Annotated in this window: 16 protein-coding genes; 1 reads left to right on the top strand and 15 read right to left on the bottom strand. The window is 54.7% G+C overall.

What is annotated here, in order from left to right; genetic code table 11:
- Positions 1 to 75: 75 nt before the first annotated feature.
- From groL to alr, 11 genes are all read right to left on the bottom strand, one after another.
- Complete coding sequence (gene groL / locus CGL_RS03005; protein WP_011013754.1) at positions 76 to 1,692, bottom strand: chaperonin GroEL; 1,617 nt, start codon at positions 1,690 to 1,692, stop codon at positions 76 to 78.
- An 11-nt stretch (positions 1,693 to 1,703) separates the two neighbouring features.
- Positions 1,704 to 2,003: a co-chaperone GroES gene (gene groES, locus CGL_RS03000; protein WP_003854559.1), complete on the bottom strand. Its 300-nt coding sequence runs from the start codon at positions 2,001 to 2,003 to the stop codon at positions 1,704 to 1,706.
- Positions 2,004 to 2,172: 169 nt separating this feature from the next.
- The gene (locus tag CGL_RS02995) at positions 2,173 to 2,595 is read right to left on the bottom strand and encodes a hypothetical protein (RefSeq protein WP_003860693.1); all 423 of its coding nucleotides are present in this window, start codon (positions 2,593 to 2,595) and stop codon (positions 2,173 to 2,175) included.
- A 73-nt stretch (positions 2,596 to 2,668) separates the two neighbouring features.
- A complete protein-coding gene (locus CGL_RS02990) occupies positions 2,669 to 4,393 on the bottom strand; it encodes an NAD(P)H-hydrate dehydratase (protein ID WP_011013753.1) in 1,725 nt (574 codons plus the stop codon).
- A gap of 18 nt (positions 4,394 to 4,411) precedes the next feature.
- On the bottom strand, positions 4,412 to 5,446 hold the full coding sequence (gene tsaD / locus CGL_RS02985) for a tRNA (adenosine(37)-N6)-threonylcarbamoyltransferase complex transferase subunit TsaD (protein ID WP_011013752.1): 1,035 nt from the start codon (positions 5,444 to 5,446) through the stop codon (positions 4,412 to 4,414).
- Between the two features lie 3 nt (positions 5,447 to 5,449).
- Positions 5,450 to 5,959 (bottom strand): ribosomal protein S18-alanine N-acetyltransferase, encoded by a 510-nt coding sequence (gene rimI / locus CGL_RS02980; protein ID WP_003860686.1) that lies wholly within the window; start codon positions 5,957 to 5,959, stop codon positions 5,450 to 5,452.
- Positions 5,956 to 6,633 (bottom strand): tRNA (adenosine(37)-N6)-threonylcarbamoyltransferase complex dimerization subunit type 1 TsaB, encoded by a 678-nt coding sequence (gene tsaB / locus CGL_RS02975; RefSeq protein ID WP_011013751.1) that lies wholly within the window; start codon positions 6,631 to 6,633, stop codon positions 5,956 to 5,958. The genes rimI and tsaB overlap by 4 nt, the downstream gene beginning before the upstream one ends.
- A 6-nt stretch (positions 6,634 to 6,639) precedes the next feature.
- Positions 6,640 to 7,923 carry an alpha/beta fold hydrolase gene (locus CGL_RS02970; RefSeq protein ID WP_011013750.1) on the bottom strand — a complete coding sequence of 428 codons (1,284 nt, stop codon included), beginning with the start codon at positions 7,921 to 7,923 and terminating at the stop codon, positions 6,640 to 6,642.
- 15 nt (positions 7,924 to 7,938) lie between these two features.
- Positions 7,939 to 9,540, bottom strand: a complete 1,602-nt coding sequence (locus tag CGL_RS02965; protein ID WP_011013749.1) for an aspartate:alanine exchanger family transporter — start codon at positions 9,538 to 9,540, stop codon at positions 7,939 to 7,941.
- Between the two features lie 233 nt (positions 9,541 to 9,773).
- Positions 9,774 to 10,271: a tRNA (adenosine(37)-N6)-threonylcarbamoyltransferase complex ATPase subunit type 1 TsaE gene (tsaE, locus tag CGL_RS02960; RefSeq protein WP_003854549.1), complete on the bottom strand. Its 498-nt coding sequence runs from the start codon at positions 10,269 to 10,271 to the stop codon at positions 9,774 to 9,776.
- A gap of 23 nt (positions 10,272 to 10,294) precedes the next feature.
- Complete coding sequence (gene alr, locus CGL_RS02955; RefSeq protein ID WP_011013748.1) at positions 10,295 to 11,380, bottom strand: alanine racemase; 1,086 nt, start codon at positions 11,378 to 11,380, stop codon at positions 10,295 to 10,297.
- Between the two features lie 94 nt (positions 11,381 to 11,474).
- Between alr and CGL_RS02950 the strand changes: the two genes are divergently transcribed.
- Positions 11,475 to 12,332: a dienelactone hydrolase family protein gene (locus CGL_RS02950; RefSeq protein ID WP_011013747.1), complete on the top strand. Its 858-nt coding sequence runs from the start codon at positions 11,475 to 11,477 to the stop codon at positions 12,330 to 12,332.
- An 83-nt stretch (positions 12,333 to 12,415) separates the two neighbouring features.
- Here the strand turns inward: CGL_RS02950 and CGL_RS02945 are convergent, their stop codons facing one another.
- The 4 genes from CGL_RS02945 to glmM form a co-directional block, all read right to left on the bottom strand.
- Positions 12,416 to 12,592: a hypothetical protein gene (locus CGL_RS02945; protein ID WP_020948518.1), complete on the bottom strand. Its 177-nt coding sequence runs from the start codon at positions 12,590 to 12,592 to the stop codon at positions 12,416 to 12,418.
- Positions 12,593 to 12,645: 53 nt separating this feature from the next.
- Positions 12,646 to 14,157 carry a hypothetical protein gene (locus CGL_RS02940; protein WP_011013745.1) on the bottom strand — a complete coding sequence of 504 codons (1,512 nt, stop codon included), beginning with the start codon at positions 14,155 to 14,157 and terminating at the stop codon, positions 12,646 to 12,648.
- The gene (locus CGL_RS02935; protein ID WP_003860674.1) at positions 14,154 to 14,459 is read right to left on the bottom strand and encodes a hypothetical protein; all 306 of its coding nucleotides are present in this window, start codon (positions 14,457 to 14,459) and stop codon (positions 14,154 to 14,156) included. Before CGL_RS02935 ends, CGL_RS02940 begins: the two co-directional genes overlap by 4 nt.
- A gap of 439 nt (positions 14,460 to 14,898) precedes the next feature.
- Positions 14,899 to 16,242 (bottom strand): phosphoglucosamine mutase, encoded by a 1,344-nt coding sequence (gene glmM / locus CGL_RS02930; protein ID WP_011013744.1) that lies wholly within the window; start codon positions 16,240 to 16,242, stop codon positions 14,899 to 14,901.
- Positions 16,243 to 16,357 lie beyond the last annotated feature (115 nt).

Raw genomic sequence — 16,357 nt, 5'->3', positions numbered from 1 at the left:
CTAACCAGCACTTCTGCCCCACAAATAAAAAACACCGCGAAGCAGAAACTGCCCCACGGTGTTTTTCACAGAACTTTAGTGGTGATGATGTCCTGCATGTGCATCGGCTGCTTCTTCTGCAGGCTTCTCAACAACAGAAGCCTCAGTGGTCAGAACCATGCGTGCAACAGAGGTTGCATTCACTACTGCGGAATGGGTGACCTTGACTGGGTCGATGACACCGTCGTTGATCAGGTTTCCGTATTCCAAAGTTGCAGCGTTGAAGCCCTCGCCGTTTGGCAGAGCAGCAGTGCGTGCAACAACAACAGAGCCGTCAAGACCTGCGTTGGAGGCGATCCAGTACGCTGGCTTGCCCAAAGCAGTAGCCAGTGCGCGAACGCCGACCTTCTGGTCGCCTTCGAACTCTTCGGCGTAAGCCTTCAGAGTCTCAGCGATCTGAACCAAAGCGGAACCGCCACCAGCGATAACGCCTTCTTGTGCTGCTGCGCGAGCAGCGTTGATGGCATCTTCGACACGCAGCTTGCGGTCGTTGACTTCGGTTTCAGTTGCTGCACCAACGCGGATGACAGCAATACCACCGGAGAGCTTAGCCAAACGCTCTTCTGCCTTTTCGCGATCCCAGGTGGAATCGGTGTTGGCGATTTCGCGACGGATCTGGCCGCGACGTGCTTCAACGTCTTCTGCGGAACCTGCACCATCAACGATGATGGTTTCGTCCTTGGAAACGGTGATGCGGCGTGCGGTACCGAAAACTTCTTCGCCAGCTTCGTTGAGGTTGATGCCCACTTCTGGATCCACGACAGTTGCCTTGGTGACAATAGCCAGGTCATCCATGAACGCCTTGCGTCGGTCACCGAAGTAAGGGGACTTCACTGCAACGACCTTGATGGTCTTGCGGATGGAGTTCACAACCAGGGTCTGCAAAGGCTCGCCCTCGACGTCTTCTGCGATGATCAGCAAAGGACGGTTGGACTCCACAACCTTCTCCAGCAATGGGAGGAAGTCTGGGAGGGAAGAAATCTTGTTGCGAACAAGCAGCACTGCAGGGTTGTCCAGGACAGCCTGCTGAGTGTCGTTGTCGTTGATGAAATAAGGGGAAAGGTAGCCCTTGTCGAAAGAAATACCTTCGGTGACCTCGAGAGCAGTCTCGATGGACTGGGACTCCTCAACGGTGACGACACCGTCCTTGCCAACCTTTTCCATCGCTGCAGCAACGATCTCGCCGACAACTTCATCGCGGGATGAAACGGTAGCGACGTTTGCGATTTCCTTGGTGTCAGACACCTCGGTTGCGCGTGCCTTCAACTCTTCCAAGGTCTTTTCTGCAGCTGCAGAAATACCCTTGTTGAGCTCCATTGGGTTTGCGCCAGCAGCAACGTTGCGCAGGCCTTCAGCAATGAGTGCCTGAGCAAGCAGAGTTGCAGTCGTGGTGCCGTCACCAGCGATGTCGTTGGTCTTAACAGCAACGGACTTCACCAGCTGCGCACCGAGGTTCTCAAAAGGATCCTCAAGGTCGATGTCGCGGGCAATGGTGACACCGTCGTTGGTGACCAGAGGTCCGCCGAATGCCTTATCAAGAACCACGTTACGGCCGCGTGGGCCGAGGGTTACCTTGACAGCGTTTGCCAGAGCGTCAACGCCCCGGAGAATGCCTTCGCGGGCGTCCTGGTCAAAAGCAATGAGCTTTGCCATGAACTTATCCCCTACTTCTCGACGATTGCGAGGATGTCACGAGCGGAGAGAAGCAAGTACTCCACGCCACCGAACTTGATCTCGGTGCCGCCGTAACGGGAGAAGATCACAACGTCATCTTCCTTGATGTCCAGTGGGATGCGGTTACCCTTGTCATCGAAGCGGCCTGGGCCAACTGCGATAACGGTTGCCTCTTGTGGCTTTTCCTTAGCGGAATCTGGAATGACCAGGCCGGAAGCGGTGGTGGTCTCTGCTTCGTTGATCTGAACGAGGATCTTGTCCTCAAGCGGCTTGATGTTGACGTTTGCCACGATGAATCCCTCCATGAGAAAAATTTTGTGTGTGCCGGTTGTGGGTTTCCAGCACAGCCGTCGTCGCGGGTGAACAACTGTGTGTCAAACAACCTATTTGGCACTCTACCCCCGAGAGTGCCAGCACTCAACTGTTGAGGGTGCTAAAAATTCACATGGCAGCCAAACTTTAAGCCGTACGCAGGTTATATACAGCGTTGCGCCACAGGTTGAATTCCTCTGGATAATCATCGCGGTAGTTACGAGCGGCGCGAATGCCGTCCTTAATTCGCTCAATTTCATCCAACGTGATGTCTTCGCCTTCGGCCCCCACGAAGATCACAGGGCCACAGATTGCAGTGGTCGGATCAGAGAAGAAGGAGCCATCACCGGTAGCAGCGGCGTTGCGGCCAAGGGATGCTACTGGGTTTGCTGCGGCACCCTCATCTTTTGCGCTGGCGCTGTAGAGAGCGGCGTACAAGGTGCCATCCTCTTGGAAAGCGACAGCGACGCGGCCATCATCGGCACCGCCGAGGAACTTCGCAGCGTTTTCTAAATCAAAGTCAATCGCGCGGTGGGTGAGATCTGTGTTGACAAGAAATCCGTAGGTCATGCCTCTCAATTAACCGTGCGCTTCACATCTCGGCCACTTGAAAGAAAAGAATTCATACGGAATTCATGCAGAGCTAGACAATTCGCTTCAAATCCACCTTGGCGGTCGCTGCAGGGATGGCATCAGCGATCAAACTTGCGGAGGTCGGCGCAAACCCAAATTCGGTTCGTGCGGCCAACCCAGCAGCAACCGCGTGGATGGTCGCAGCAGGTGCAATCTGGGTGTAAATCGCCGAATCAGACAAGGTCACATCGGGGAAAAACTCCGGCAAGCGGTTTAATTCTGCGTAGCTTTGAGCCAAGTGTGCACCGACAAGACCTGACAACACATCGCCAGAGCCAGGTGTAGCCAACCAGGAATGCCCAGCGTTGATCGCATGCACAAAGTCGTGAGCTGCAATGACGGTGTATTTCCCCTTGAGCAGTACGCAACAATCAAATTCTTTAGCTAACGCTTGCGCAGCACCAATGGGATCTTTGTCCGCTTGGGGAATCTCGACGCCTTCAGAGCGTAATTCTGCTGCGATGCGTTCAAATTCGCCCTTGTGCGGAGTGAGCACCGTTGGTGCTTTTCGCTCGCGCAACGCCTGCCGAAGCTCCGCTGAGAGCTGGAGTAATGAGAGGCTGTCGGCGTCGATAAGCACAGGCTCAGGCCGGCTCAAAAGCTCCGCAAGCTCGGCTGATTGCTCAGCCTCCAGCCCGCGTCCGGGGCCGTGCACCCACGCTTGCACGCGGCCGGCGGTGGCAAGTGATTGCGTTGCGACGACCTCCGGCAGCGACTGGATGACAAAATTTAACGCAGGGCCAACGTATCGAACCATGGCGCTTGTGGCCCTGACAGCCGCCTTCACCGACAGCACAGCAGCACCTGGATAGGTGCCACTACCTGCAACAATGCCGACAATTCCGCCACTGTATTTATCATGATCCGGGCCAGGCTCCATGTTCAACACGGTAAAGTGCTGGCCGATCCTATGGATATGTGGCGCCGTAGCTTTGAGATTCGCGCGCTCAAAAAGCGAATCTTTCCGTTGATACGCCTTGGAGGCAAACATCTGCGGGGTCGCGTCTTCTGCCTGCACCTGACTCAACTCAGCGGACAGCGATTTTCCGCCGCCACCAGCGATGTTGATATCAGCACAGAGCACTTCACCACACGCAGGACTGACCGCGTGGGCGCGTCTCAAACCGCCAAACGTGATCGTGACATCAGCGTCAATGTGTGCCGGAATTTTCTGACGCGCCATCGGTGCATCATTATCAAATCCTTCCACCGTCACCATCACGCCGGGCGGCAGTTCACCACTATCGGCATGCACGCCAGACGGCACATCAATCGCCAAAATGGGGATACCTGAAGCGGAAAAAGACTCCACCAAACTGGCCAGCTCTGGGGTGAGCCCTCCCCGACCACCGATGCCAAACAAACCATCAATCACCAGGCGGTAGAGGTAGTGAGGGGGAAAATCGGAAATGATCTGCCCGCCCAAAGACTCATAATATGCCAATGCTGATTGATGGACTTTGCCGTTTCCCAACAGCAAAGCATCAACGTGGTGGCCTTCTTCTGCAAGGAACGCGCCTGCATACAAGGCGTCGCCACCGTTGCCACCGGGGCCGACCAGCAGCAGGATTGACTCCTCACTGGAGACCGCTGGAGCGGGGCCGTCCACCATTGCCAACGCGACATCGGCCACCGCCGATGCCGCGGAGATCATCAGCTCATCCGGATCTGCCTGAAGCTCAAAAAGGGTGTTTTCTGCGCGTCGGATTTGGTCAACGGAGAAGACTGGTTTCATGGAACTAATACTAAATGTTTAAAACACCTGTGGGGTCTCAACGGACAAAGAAGGATCAGTTCCGACCGAAATTGGTGATTCTTGGGCACCTTCGTGGATTCTTTGAGCCGCCAACGCTGCAATCATGACACCATTATCGGTGCACAAATTGAAACGAGGAACCCGGAGTTCGATGTCGGCTTTATCGCAACGTTCTTGAGCAAGCTCCCGCAGACGAGAGTTGGCAGCCACTCCTCCACCCAACAGCAGCACCTTCGCACCGACATCGCGGCACGCACGCACGGCCTTAAACGTCAACACATCACACACCGCTTCTTGGAATGATGCGCAGACGTCCTCCACGGAAATAACTTCACCGTTTCTTTCCGCAGCTTCCACGTAGCGGGCAACGGAGGTTTTCAAACCGGAAAAGCTGAAATCATGCCGAGAATCCGACTTTTTCATCAATCCGCGGGGGAAAGCAATGGCCTCTGGATTACCCCGGCGCGCCAATTTATCAATGATGGGGCCGCCTGGGTAGCCCAATCCCAACAGCCTTGAGACTTTGTCATAGGCTTCGCCAGCGGCATCGTCGAGGGTGGATCCCAATTCCTTCATGGGTAATCCCACCGCGTCGACTTCCAACAATTGAGTGTGTCCGCCGGAAACCAGCAAAGCCACCGCGTGTGGAAGAGTTTCACCTTCCAGATTGGCCACGGCGACGTGTCCGCCCAGGTGGTTGACCGCGTAAAACGGAACTCCCCACGCAGCGGCATACGCCTTCGCAGCGCTGGCTCCAACGAGCAGCGCGCCCGCCAAACCAGGGCCCACGGTTGCAGCCACAGCATCTGGCCTGTCGACGCCCGCCTGCCTCAACGCTTCACGCATCACGGGGACCATAGATTCCAGGTGCGCCCGGGAGGCGATTTCTGGCACGACGCCACCAAAGCGGGCATGTTCTTGCATGGAGGAGGCCACTGAGTCGGCGAGGATCTCTAGGTTTCCTTCGCCGTCAAGTTTGACTACGCCTACGCCTGTTTCATCGCAGGAGCTTTCAATTCCCAAAACGATCATGGTTTAGCTGGGTGTCCCCTCTGTGTCTGTCTGTTGATCTTTGCGATCGCTCAAGCGTGGGCGTTGCATGGTGTAGGCGTCAGCTCCGGATGGCCGGTAGTAGTTTTTGCGCACGGCCAAGGTTTTAAAGCCGAAAGCCTCGTACATGGAAATCGCGGGTACGTTGTCGGTGCGGACTTCCAAGAAAACTGGACCGTCGTGGCTGTCCGCTGCATGCATCATTTGATCCATGAGTACGCGTCCCAAGCCTTTTCTTTGGAATTCCGGATCGACACCAATGGTGTGGATTTCAAACTCTGGATCATCCGCAGGTCCCATCATGGCAAGACCTGCGTACGCCACCAAGTATCCTTCGTCGAAAGCGCCGATGTAGAAATTGGTGGGGTGGGAAAACTCCACGGCAAAGACATCACGTGGCCAGGGGTTATCACCTGGGAACAGGATTTGCTCCAGGTCGGCGCAGCGCCCCGCGTCTTCCCTGCGGAGTTCCCGTAGCTCGAATTGTTCACTCATGAAAGATCCACCTCGGGGATGGCTGCAGATTTAGGTTTTGGTTTTGGTTCTTTGGCATCTGGGCGGCGCAGGTAAAGAGGAACCAATGGTTGTGGTTCCACACTGAAATCAGCCACTGCCACCAAGCTTGCGGGGGCAGGTTTGCCGCTATGCATGGTGACATTCTGGAGTTCTTCTGGGAGTTTTTCCACCAGGTGCTCAGGAATCGAAATGGTGTCTACAGCGCCGCTGATCTGGATGTTTGCTGGTGCGATGACATCTGGTCCCTGATCACGTTCGCCGGAGCGGTAGGTTGCCCAGTAGATTTCACGGCGGCGCGCATCAGTGGCAACTAATGCGTGCGGGATGTTGCGTGCACCAATATTGTGAGCGATCGCGTCGAGTGAGCAGACTCCATAGACAGGGATTCCCAGGGCATCACCGAACGCTGCGCCGGACACCATGCCTACTCGAAGTCCAGTGAACGGTCCCGGGCCGCAACCCACGACGATCGCGTCGATATCTGAAAAGCTCAAGTTGGCGTCGAGAAGCGTCTTCTGGACGGTGGGCGTGAGCTGCTCGTTGTGTGCGCGGGTGTCCTCGATGATGGTTTCGGCGCGGGTGTTTCCGGTGTCGGAGTCGACGACGCCGACGATCAGGTCAGGGGTTGAGGTGTCTAGGGCTAGTACTAACACGAGGAATCAGCGTACCTCTCGGCCGTGGGCCAGATCGAAAAGGTGCTTCAGTACTGCGCCTGAGCTGGCACGAAGTCCATTGTGTTCATGCTGGCTGGTGATAAACAGCTGCACACCGGGCAGGTGTTGTGCGGTTTCCAGAGAGTAATCCACTGGGACGAAAACGTCATTGGCATACACTGCTGCAGCGCCCTTGGCCTGTGAGTTTTCCAATGCCTTCGCATCATAAAGCTTGGGCCATTCCTGCTGAGCCAATGCCAGGGCAACGTCCTTCCACGGCTTGAGCGACGGCACGGTGTCTGTCCACTCCTGGAACACGTGCTCACCGGTGAGCAGTGTTGGATCCTCGCGGAAATCCTCTGGAAGCACACGCTCTGCTGCCCAATTTGTCACCACACCGTCGGCGTAAGAGGACTCATGGAGCACGTAATAAATTGGGTTGCGGTTGCCGAAAGGCAAAAGTCCTGCCAGGTCATGGACAAAAGCGTTGGAGGTGGGATCTAATTCCAGCAGGTTGTACAGATCAAACCAGCCGTCATTGCTACCCAACAAGTGACCAAGGGATCGCAGCCTGGTTTCTGACACAACTTCGCCGGTGGGAAGCACAATCTCCCCGGCGCGAGCACGATTAACCAACCCTCGGAAAGTTTCCCGTAATTGCGGGAAGCGACGGTAGAATTCCTCAGAGTTTCGGCGCATGCGGTTGTAACAGTTGGCATACACGTCTTCTGCTGGGCGATCAATAGCGCTGAGACCGCCGGTAATAAACACGTTGTCCAAGGAATCGGCGTGCCGGGACAAGTAATGCAGGGTGGTGAAACCTCCGAAGGACTGGCCTAAAAGGTTCCACTGATTCACACCCAAATGCTTACGCAGGGCTTCAGCATCTCGCACAATGCCATCTGCGCGCAGGTGGGATAAGTACTCCACTACTTCTGCTGTGGGTTTTTCCAAAATATCATTACCCACTGGGGTGGAACGGCCGGTGCCACGTTGATCCAACATGACCACGCGGTATTCCTCCAAGGCCACGCCCAACCAATTGGGGTTGAGGGGATTAAGGCTTGGACGTGGAGCTTCATTGCCAGGCCCACCCTGCAGGAATACTAAATATGGAAGGTCTTCCCCACCGACGCGTGTGGCAATGCGTGCGAACACATCAATGGTGCGTTCATCGGCCACATCTTCAGTCAGAGGGAGGGTCAGCGTGATTTCTTCCAGCTGAAGGGAACCAAGTGTTTTAGTCATGCTTCCCAGGTTACGCGCAGGGGTGGACACCACCCCCACCACTGCCCAAAAATCACCTTAGAGCAGCAAGAACAATATCTGCGCGCCGAGGATTTTACCGATCATCGCCGTGGGGTACACAGTGGCATATCCCCTGTTGGCAAGATCCGTTCCGGTTTGCCCATTCAGATAGGAAATAATTGCAGGATTTGTGGTGGTGCCAGCGGCAACACCCATGGCTTCATCCCACCTCAACCTGAGTACCCACATGCCGATCACAGCACACAGCAGCGCAGAGGCCAAGGTGATCACCAAGCCACCGGCCATGTAGATCAAGGAGGAGGAATCGGTAAGCGCAGCTCTAAATCCTGCACCTGCAGAGGTACCCACACCAGCCAAAAACAGCGCCAGGCCCAAGGTGGAGATCGTGCGGTTGGCGTGGAACGGCATCTGCCACGTCAGCGGTCCTGTGTGCTTGAGTGCTCCCAAAATCAGGCCGGCAATAATCGGGCCGCCACCAAAGCCAAGGGACATCGTGGTGCCGCCTGGAAGAGGAATCGGGATCGCGCCCAACAACAGGCCAAGAGATAATCCGATGGCTAAAGGCAGCAGATTAACATCAGCAAGGGACTTTTCAGAGTCCCCTAAGAATCGTCGCACTTCAGCCACACGACCAGGAGCAACCACCACGCGGATGCGGTCAGAGTAGTTGATCACGGTGTCAGGTTTAGGCACTACCTCAGAATCGCCCTGGCGGATACGGGCAATCATGAATCCGTGAGCTACAGTATCAAGCTCAGCAACGGTTCTACCTGCAACCTCAGGGCTAGATACCGTCAGGCGGGTGTAGATCAGCTCTGTGTCCTCAATTTTGGTTTCGCGTTCTTCACCCAACGCCTTAATTGCCCGATCCACGGCTTCTTCAGTGCCGTTGATCAACAGTTCCATGCCTTCAGTAATCGGCAGATCTGGATCCGCGAGGCGGTGTGTATGTGGATCATCCACAATGCGGGTTGCGATGATACTTTCACCTGCAAGGCGTGGAAGATCTCCCACCCTGCCTGTGATTCCAGGTTTGAGCTGCACACCCTTCCACACCAGCGGTGCGGTGATCATGCCTTCTTTTCGAGCATCTTCCCGGTGATTTACTTTGAGCAGTTTCGCTCCAACCGCGGCCACCACAATGGATCCCAGCACGGCTCCCGGATATGCCAAGGAATAACCAATAACAGGTTCACTGGCAAGGCTTGGATCGATTCCTTCAATCAATTCCACGACCGCTGCCATACCGGGAGTCGAGGTCAGCGCGCCGGTGAACATACCGGTACCGATCGCTGCATCAAGCCCCAGTGACTTAATAAGCACCCACGCCAAACCAATCAGTGTTGCCAGCAGCAGGAGCATAAAGATGGTGAGCTTCCAGCCCTTTTTAGCGAACTCACTGAAAAATGCTGGTCCGGCGGACAAACCGATGACATAAACGAACATCGCCAAGCCCAGCTGATAAACAATCATGGGGATGACGATGTCGGTATTTGCAGTTGAAACCACCAGGGCCACAAACAGCACCGCGGCGGCACCTAAAGAAAGGCCAAAGACCCTAATCTGACCAATTGCTAAACCAACGGCCAAAATAACCACCAGCGCAATCAGCGGGTTCGCAGCTAAGAAATCAAGCACTCACAATCACTCCCCTTTTTTTAAGGACGTTTCTTGCCCGAGACGTGATCCCAAGTTGCATTCCCGACGAGGTTTTCATTTTTTCAATGCAAGATCCAACAAAAGGTTCACTTAAAGGGCAGAGAAAGCACAGAACTAAAATTCACTTTTCACTACTTTCCATGATCCCGCAGTTTCAAAACTAAAACAACAGATTCGGACAGAATCACACTATTTTAGCGTGGAAAACTTTCTCAGCGGCCTTCGCGCCATTCCCAATGGAAAATTCGAGCCTCAGATTCCGGGTCTTCCTGCACAGCGGTCTCTCGATCAATGGTAATCAAAAGATACGAGTCAGCGATCTGCTCCACCAAGCCACCGCCCCATTCCGCAACAACCACAGCCAAGTCCAAATCGGTATCCAAATCCAAAGAGTCCAGCGCACCGATCGGATCAGCATCCTCGCTGTCTTCGCCCAGCAATCGGTAGGCATCCATGTGGATCAGATCTGGCCCACCGATTTCCGAGCGGTGTTCCCTCGCGATCACAAACGTCGGCGATGTCACCCGCCCCTTCACCTGCAATCCACGAGCGATACCTTGAGTAAATGTGGTTTTTCCAGCACCCAGCGGGCCGTCCAAAATCACCACATCGCCAGCTTCTAGATGCCTGCCTAATTCTTCCCCAAAATTTTGGGTATCTGCGGCATGCTCAAAACGCCTCGTGCCGGATACCGGAAACTCAGATTTCATTGCTGCTCCTTAAACGTATTCACTTAAACATATGCGCGGACAGTTCGGCCGGTTGGTCGGCACACTACCTCATAGTTAATGGTGTCTAAACGCTCCGCAAAATCAGTTGCGTCATGCCCATTCTCACCGAATATCACGGCCTTCGCCCCAGCTTCCACGCCGTGTGGATTGTCGCCCAAAGAAATAACGAACTGATCCATGCATACGCGCCCAACCTGCGGATAGTCCAGGCCATCAATCGTGACGGAGAATTTCCCCTGGGCATGCCGCGGCATGCCATCGGCATAGCCCGCAGGCACCACAGCCACAAAGCCGCGATCCTCAGCGCGCCAGGTCAGGCCATAGGAAGTGCCTTGTCCAGCTTCAATTTGCTTTACGACGCTCACCTTCGCCTCCCACGTCATCGCCGGCTTCAAACCATGCTCCAGTCCCGCCACGGGTTCCAACCCATAAAAGGCCAAACCCGGTCGGACCATCTCCATGTGTAAATCAGATCGAGTCAAGAATGCAGGTGAGTTGCATACGTGGTTGACCGGGCACTCAAGCCCGTGCTTGCGGGCGAGCGCAAGGGCGCGTCGAAAAGCAATAATTTGGCGATCAGTTTCCGGATTCTCTGGCTCATCCGCGCACGCCAAGTGCGTGAACATGCCCGTGACCTCAATGTGCGGGGCAGCAGCCAACGCGCTGAACACGCCCTCCCACTCCTGCTCATCCACACCCGAACGATGCAACCCAGAATCAATCTTGATGGACACCCGAATATGCTCCGCATCAGTTTCGATCAAGGCTTTGGCATGCGCGGGAGAAATAACAGCCAAATCAATATTGCGATCAATGGCGGCGCGGAAATCCTGCTCCGGTGTCCAAATCCAACACAAAACCTCTTGGCTGATGCCGATATCACGCAACTGCATAGCCTCCGCAAGAGTTGCCACACCAAACGCATCCGCACCATGAGCAGCAATAACCGGAGCGACCTTCTCTACGCCATGGTTATATGCATTCGCCTTCACCACCGCCATCAGCTTCGCCGGACCCGCCATTTGTTTAAGCACCCTCGTGTTATGGGCGATGGCATCCAGGTCAATTTTGGTGGTCAGCAAGTTCATGTTGAACTATTGTGCCACCAACCGCGGACAGAAATACGATTGGTGCCGGGGTTAGTGCCAGTATTGCCCCACGCTTTCAACTATCCTTAAACACGTGGCTGAGAATCTGAACAAACACCTGTCCAAACTGTCCAAGCGCGGACCGCACCGCGTGCTGGTAGGCGATATGAACTACGCCGGCATCCCGGGCAAAATCTACACCCCAGCAGAAGGCGACGGCATCCCAGGTGTAGCTTTCGGCCACGACTGGATGAAATCCATCAAGTACTACCACCAAACTTTGCGACACCTCGCGTCCTGGGGCATCGCTGTTGCCGCCCCAGACACCGAAAATGGCTTCATGCCAGACCACAAAGGTTTCGCCTCTGACCTCGAATCCTCCATTCAGATTCTCGGCGGCGTAAAACTCGGCTCCGGAAACGTCACCGTCAACCCAGCCTGCCTCGGTGTAGTAGGCCACGGCATGGGTGCTGGGGCTGCAGTACTATCCGCAGCAAACCGCGACCTCGTGCGCGCAGTCGGAGCAATCTACCCAGCGAAAACCTCCCCCTCAGCAATCGACGCCGCCTTCGCTGTCAAAGCCCCAGGCCTAGTCATCGGATCCTCCAGCCTCGGCCTCTTTGAATCCGGCGAGCCAGCAAAACTCGCAGCCAACTGGGCCGGCGATGTCTGCTACCGCGAATCAGAAAAAGGCAACCAACAGGGCTTCTCTGAAGACACCATGTTCAAACTTGTCGCAGGAATCGGCAGCCCACAAACCGGAGCTCAAGAAACCGTCCGCGGCCTCCTCACCGGATTCCTTCTCCACCAACTTGCCGGAGAAAAGAAATACAAAGCATTCTCCGAACCAGACGCTGAAGCTAAGAAAGTTGTCTCCTACTTCGGCCAGGAGCTGCAGGAACATGCCTTCCCTAAGGACACGTCCCCATTCGCGTTCCTTAACGAGAAGTAGTTCGCTTTTCTTAGTGGGTGATTTTGTTTGGTACTAACGCGGTCTTGCGGTTTTGTACCAACCAAAATCACCCCTTTCTAGTTTTAGGCTTCCCGCAGTACCGATTTCACAGGCCCCCGACCTCTCTGTTGTCGCCTTGCCATCCGAATCGGTTTTTCCAGAGACTCAACCACAACAGGCTGTTTCTTCTTTTCCACCTCTTCCGCCACATCATCAAGCTTTCGTTGAGTCGAAGCGATCGCCTTTTCGAACTCTTCCATCCGCTTAGCTGTGCGCTCCCGAAACTGCTGGAGAAATTCCGCATACTCCACCGCTACCACCCGCCGGCCTTGTGAAGATTAACCGCCGGTGCAGGCACTTCTGGTGCTGCCGGAACTTCAGGTGCTGCCGGCGTAATTGGGACAACGGGAGCGTGCGCGGGAGCGGAATAGTTAGTTGCTGCAGCAGCAGTGTAATTAGCTTGTGGAATTGGCTTCGGCGCAGGCTCAGCCACCTTATCTAGTTCAGACTCTGGTGGTTTCACTGAAGTTGGCTCAGGCTGCGGAGCGGGTTCAGGTATAGGCTCGGGCTCCGGCACAGGTACTTCTTCAATCACAGGGACGCACTGCTCCAGGAAATTCACCAACAGCCCAACGCCTACAACAACAATCCCAATACCGATTGCTCCCTTGATGAGTTGCCCAATCAGATCCGACTCTTCTGGAACGTCATTGAGCTCGGGGGCGCACTCTTCCGATTCAGATTCTGAGTCTGTGCCCGTCTCCTTGCCAGGTTCACAATCCTCAGTCTCTAGCTCAGGTATTGGTGTTGGTGTTCCGGGTGTGGGCGTGGGTGTCGGTTTTGGTTCAGGCTCTGTTTCAGGTTTCGGTGTTGGCTCACACTCGACCGGCTCTGTTTTGCATTTTTCCGGGTCAGGGTCAGGCTTTTCTTCACACTCTTGCTTCTCGACAGGTTTTTCTACCGGCTTTTCTGGCGTCTTTTCAACCGGCTTCTCCACTGGTTTCTCGTCAGGTTTCTCAACGGCAGCAGGTGTGGTCTTTTCCTTTTCAACACTGGATTCAGCATTGGTCGACGTCGAACTATCCGCAGCACTGCTCGATCCGCCAGAACTCCCAGAGCTAGCAGTGCTCGAGCTTGAACCACCTGAAGAGGCCGCAGCCGAAGAAGTCGCTCCACCAGATGAACCCCCAGAAGCTGCACTACACAACGGCTTTGGCTCAGTTTCACAAACTTGTTTTCCATGATCGGTCAACGCGGAGAAACACTGTGAAATCGCATCATCTCGATCAGCGCACAATCCTTCAAGCATGTCCCCTGCCTGGTCAATAAGATCAGCTCCAGTTTGGACACAGTCCCGGAATTCTTGAGGAAATTTCCCCCGATCCATGCTGCCAAGAATCTGCGTCAACGTAGACACAATGTCCAAGAGCTGCTGGATAATGTGCATCATGCCCTGGTCGGACTCTGTGACAGTGGAGTCGATCGCATCGGCGGCTTTATCAGCGGCTTCGCTGACTTCTTCCACATCATTACGGTTTTTGAACCAATCGACTGCCCGTTCAGCTATCTCCGTGGCGATCATTCCCCCGCCAACCGTCCCGAAGAATTTCAAGAGCGGGCCGACCCACCCTTGTATTCTGGCTTCGTTCGTTCCGCCCACTGCTGCTTCGGCAGCTTCGCGCAACGAGCTGGTGTCTAGCCCTTCGATGGTTTGGTACATCTCGCGCAACTGGCCTTCGGATTTCGCCGGTCCGCGATACATCCCACCACTGGCGCCTTGTAGTGCGGAGATCACTGCTCCGTAGCCGGCTAAAGGATCATTCACTTCGGATCAATCCCATCAAATCCGGCACCAAAAACTTTGTCGGTATTGTCGAATCGTTTAACTTCTTCCTCGGCGGCTTGGGTTGTTTGGGTAAAAGCGTCGATACGCTTCTCGACGCCCCTGTGCAGCCCCTCAAACATGTCCGCCAAGGCCACGCCGTGCGCGCTAAATCCTCGGCCAGAGGCCGAAGGTGAATAGTAAGGCACGCGTTGCCGGTGAATGCTGTGTTGCTGCGCGGTTTCCCCCAGAAGCCCGCGCAGTGTCGCTAAAGATTCCCCAATTTTAAGTTCGAATCCAGACACCTAAAAGTCCCCCTTTTTAAGATGTGTCAACCAATGTCAGTTTCGTGGCAGTATTTTTGCCCTCCACTATGGTTTGACTGTCTCAAAGGCGTTTAGGTTCCCAATTTGGGGAAACTTTTCTCGAAGGATGTGTGTTCCAGTCCTGCGCAGGACTGGCAATGCAAATTCTCGATCATTTTCTGAACTTTCCGCCAAAATTGATCGAATATTCGCGCTAATTTATGACCATTATGCGAATGCTCGTTCCATTTTAGCATTTCCCACTTCCCCGGGGACGGATCCTTGACCAGCAAGTTAACAGGCGAGAAAAAGGGGTCACATATGCACATTTGGTGATGCTATATGTGGCCCCTCAAGCGTCAAACCTGCCTAATTCGATATAAGTAGCCTTTGGGCAGGTTCGACCCCGCAGATCGCGTTGCGCTGTGACTGAAGTGAATTAGACTTCTGCAACCACTGCAGCAAGACGTCCCGCGATACGACGAGCTTGTTCCTTGTCTCCAGCCTCAACCATCACGCGGAAAAGCTCTTCGGTGCCAGAAGCACGAAGAAGAACGCGACCGGTGGCGCCCAACTCAGCTTCTGCTTCCGCGATCGCAGCCACAACGCTTGGGTGGCTCACGATGGTGGACTTATCCGAAACTGGCACATTGATCAGAACCTGTGGCAGCACCGTCATAGCTTGTGCCAACTCGCCCAAGGACTTTCCGGTTTCAGCCATGCGCGCCATGATGGAAAGACCAGTCAAAGTTCCATCGCCAGTGGTGCCATGATCTGGAAGAACAATGTGGCCAGATTGCTCGCCGCCCAGGCTGAATCCACCTGCATTGAGGTCTTCCAGCACGTAGCGGTCTCCTACCTTGGTGGTACGCAGTGTAATTCCGGCTTCATCCATAGCAATCTTCAATCCCAGGTTGCTCATGACAGTGCCCACGAGGGTGTTCTTGCGCAGCTCGCCGTTTTCTTTCATCGCAATGGCTAACAGCGCCATGATTTGGTCACCATCAACAAGGTTGCCATCCTTGTCCACAGCCAAACAACGGTCAGCATCACCGTCATGCGCGAGTCCAAGGTCAGCACCGTGCTTCAGGACTGCCGCCTGCACCTGATCAATGTGGGTGGAACCGCAGTCCATGTTGATGTTGTATGAGTCTGGCTTGTTATGAATAGCAATTACAGTTGCACCCGCAGCCTCATAAGCCGTTGGAGCTACAACACTTGCCGCACCATTGGCTGCATCCACAACAATCTTGATGCCTTCAAGTGACGTAGGAACAGCTTCCTTCAGGTGCTCTAGGTAACGGTCCTGTGCATCGGTTGCTTCTTCGATGACACGGCCAACTCCATGCCCTGTTGGGCCTTCTGCTGGCAAGCTGTCCATAACACGCTCAATCTCGTCTTCCACATGGTCTGGAAGCTTGTGTCCACCTGCAGAGAAGAACTTGATTCCGTTGTCCGGCATTGGGTTGTGGGATGCAGAAATCATCACGCCCATGTCAGCGCCATAATCATCGGTGAGGAATGCAACAGCAGGGGTTGGGATGACACCAACACGAATGACATCAACACCCTGGCTGGCCATGCCTGCTGAAAGTGCTGCCGCGAGCATCTCTCCAGAGACTCGAGGATCCCTACCAACGATCGCAACCGGGCGACGTCCATCTACCCGTTTCTCTGCGGTAAGTACGTGAGCTGCAGCGGCCCCCAGCTTCAAGGCCAAAGGTGCGGTGAGTACTTCATTGGCTAGTCCGCGGACGCCATCAGTTCCAAATAGTCGAGTCATGCGATTAATTATGCACGGCCTGGCCAAGATCGCATTGTTCAAAACTCTATTGAACAATTTTTCTTCGGTTGAGCTGTGTAAACCCAAGTCCCTAAGTCACAAGAAACCCCAAGAA

This window comes from Corynebacterium glutamicum ATCC 13032 (genome assembly GCF_000011325.1).
In the GTDB taxonomy this organism is placed as follows: Bacteria; Actinomycetota; Actinomycetes; order Mycobacteriales; family Mycobacteriaceae; genus Corynebacterium; species Corynebacterium glutamicum.
Note: the sequence above shows the minus strand (reverse complement) of the source record. Positions and strands in the feature narration are given on the sequence as shown.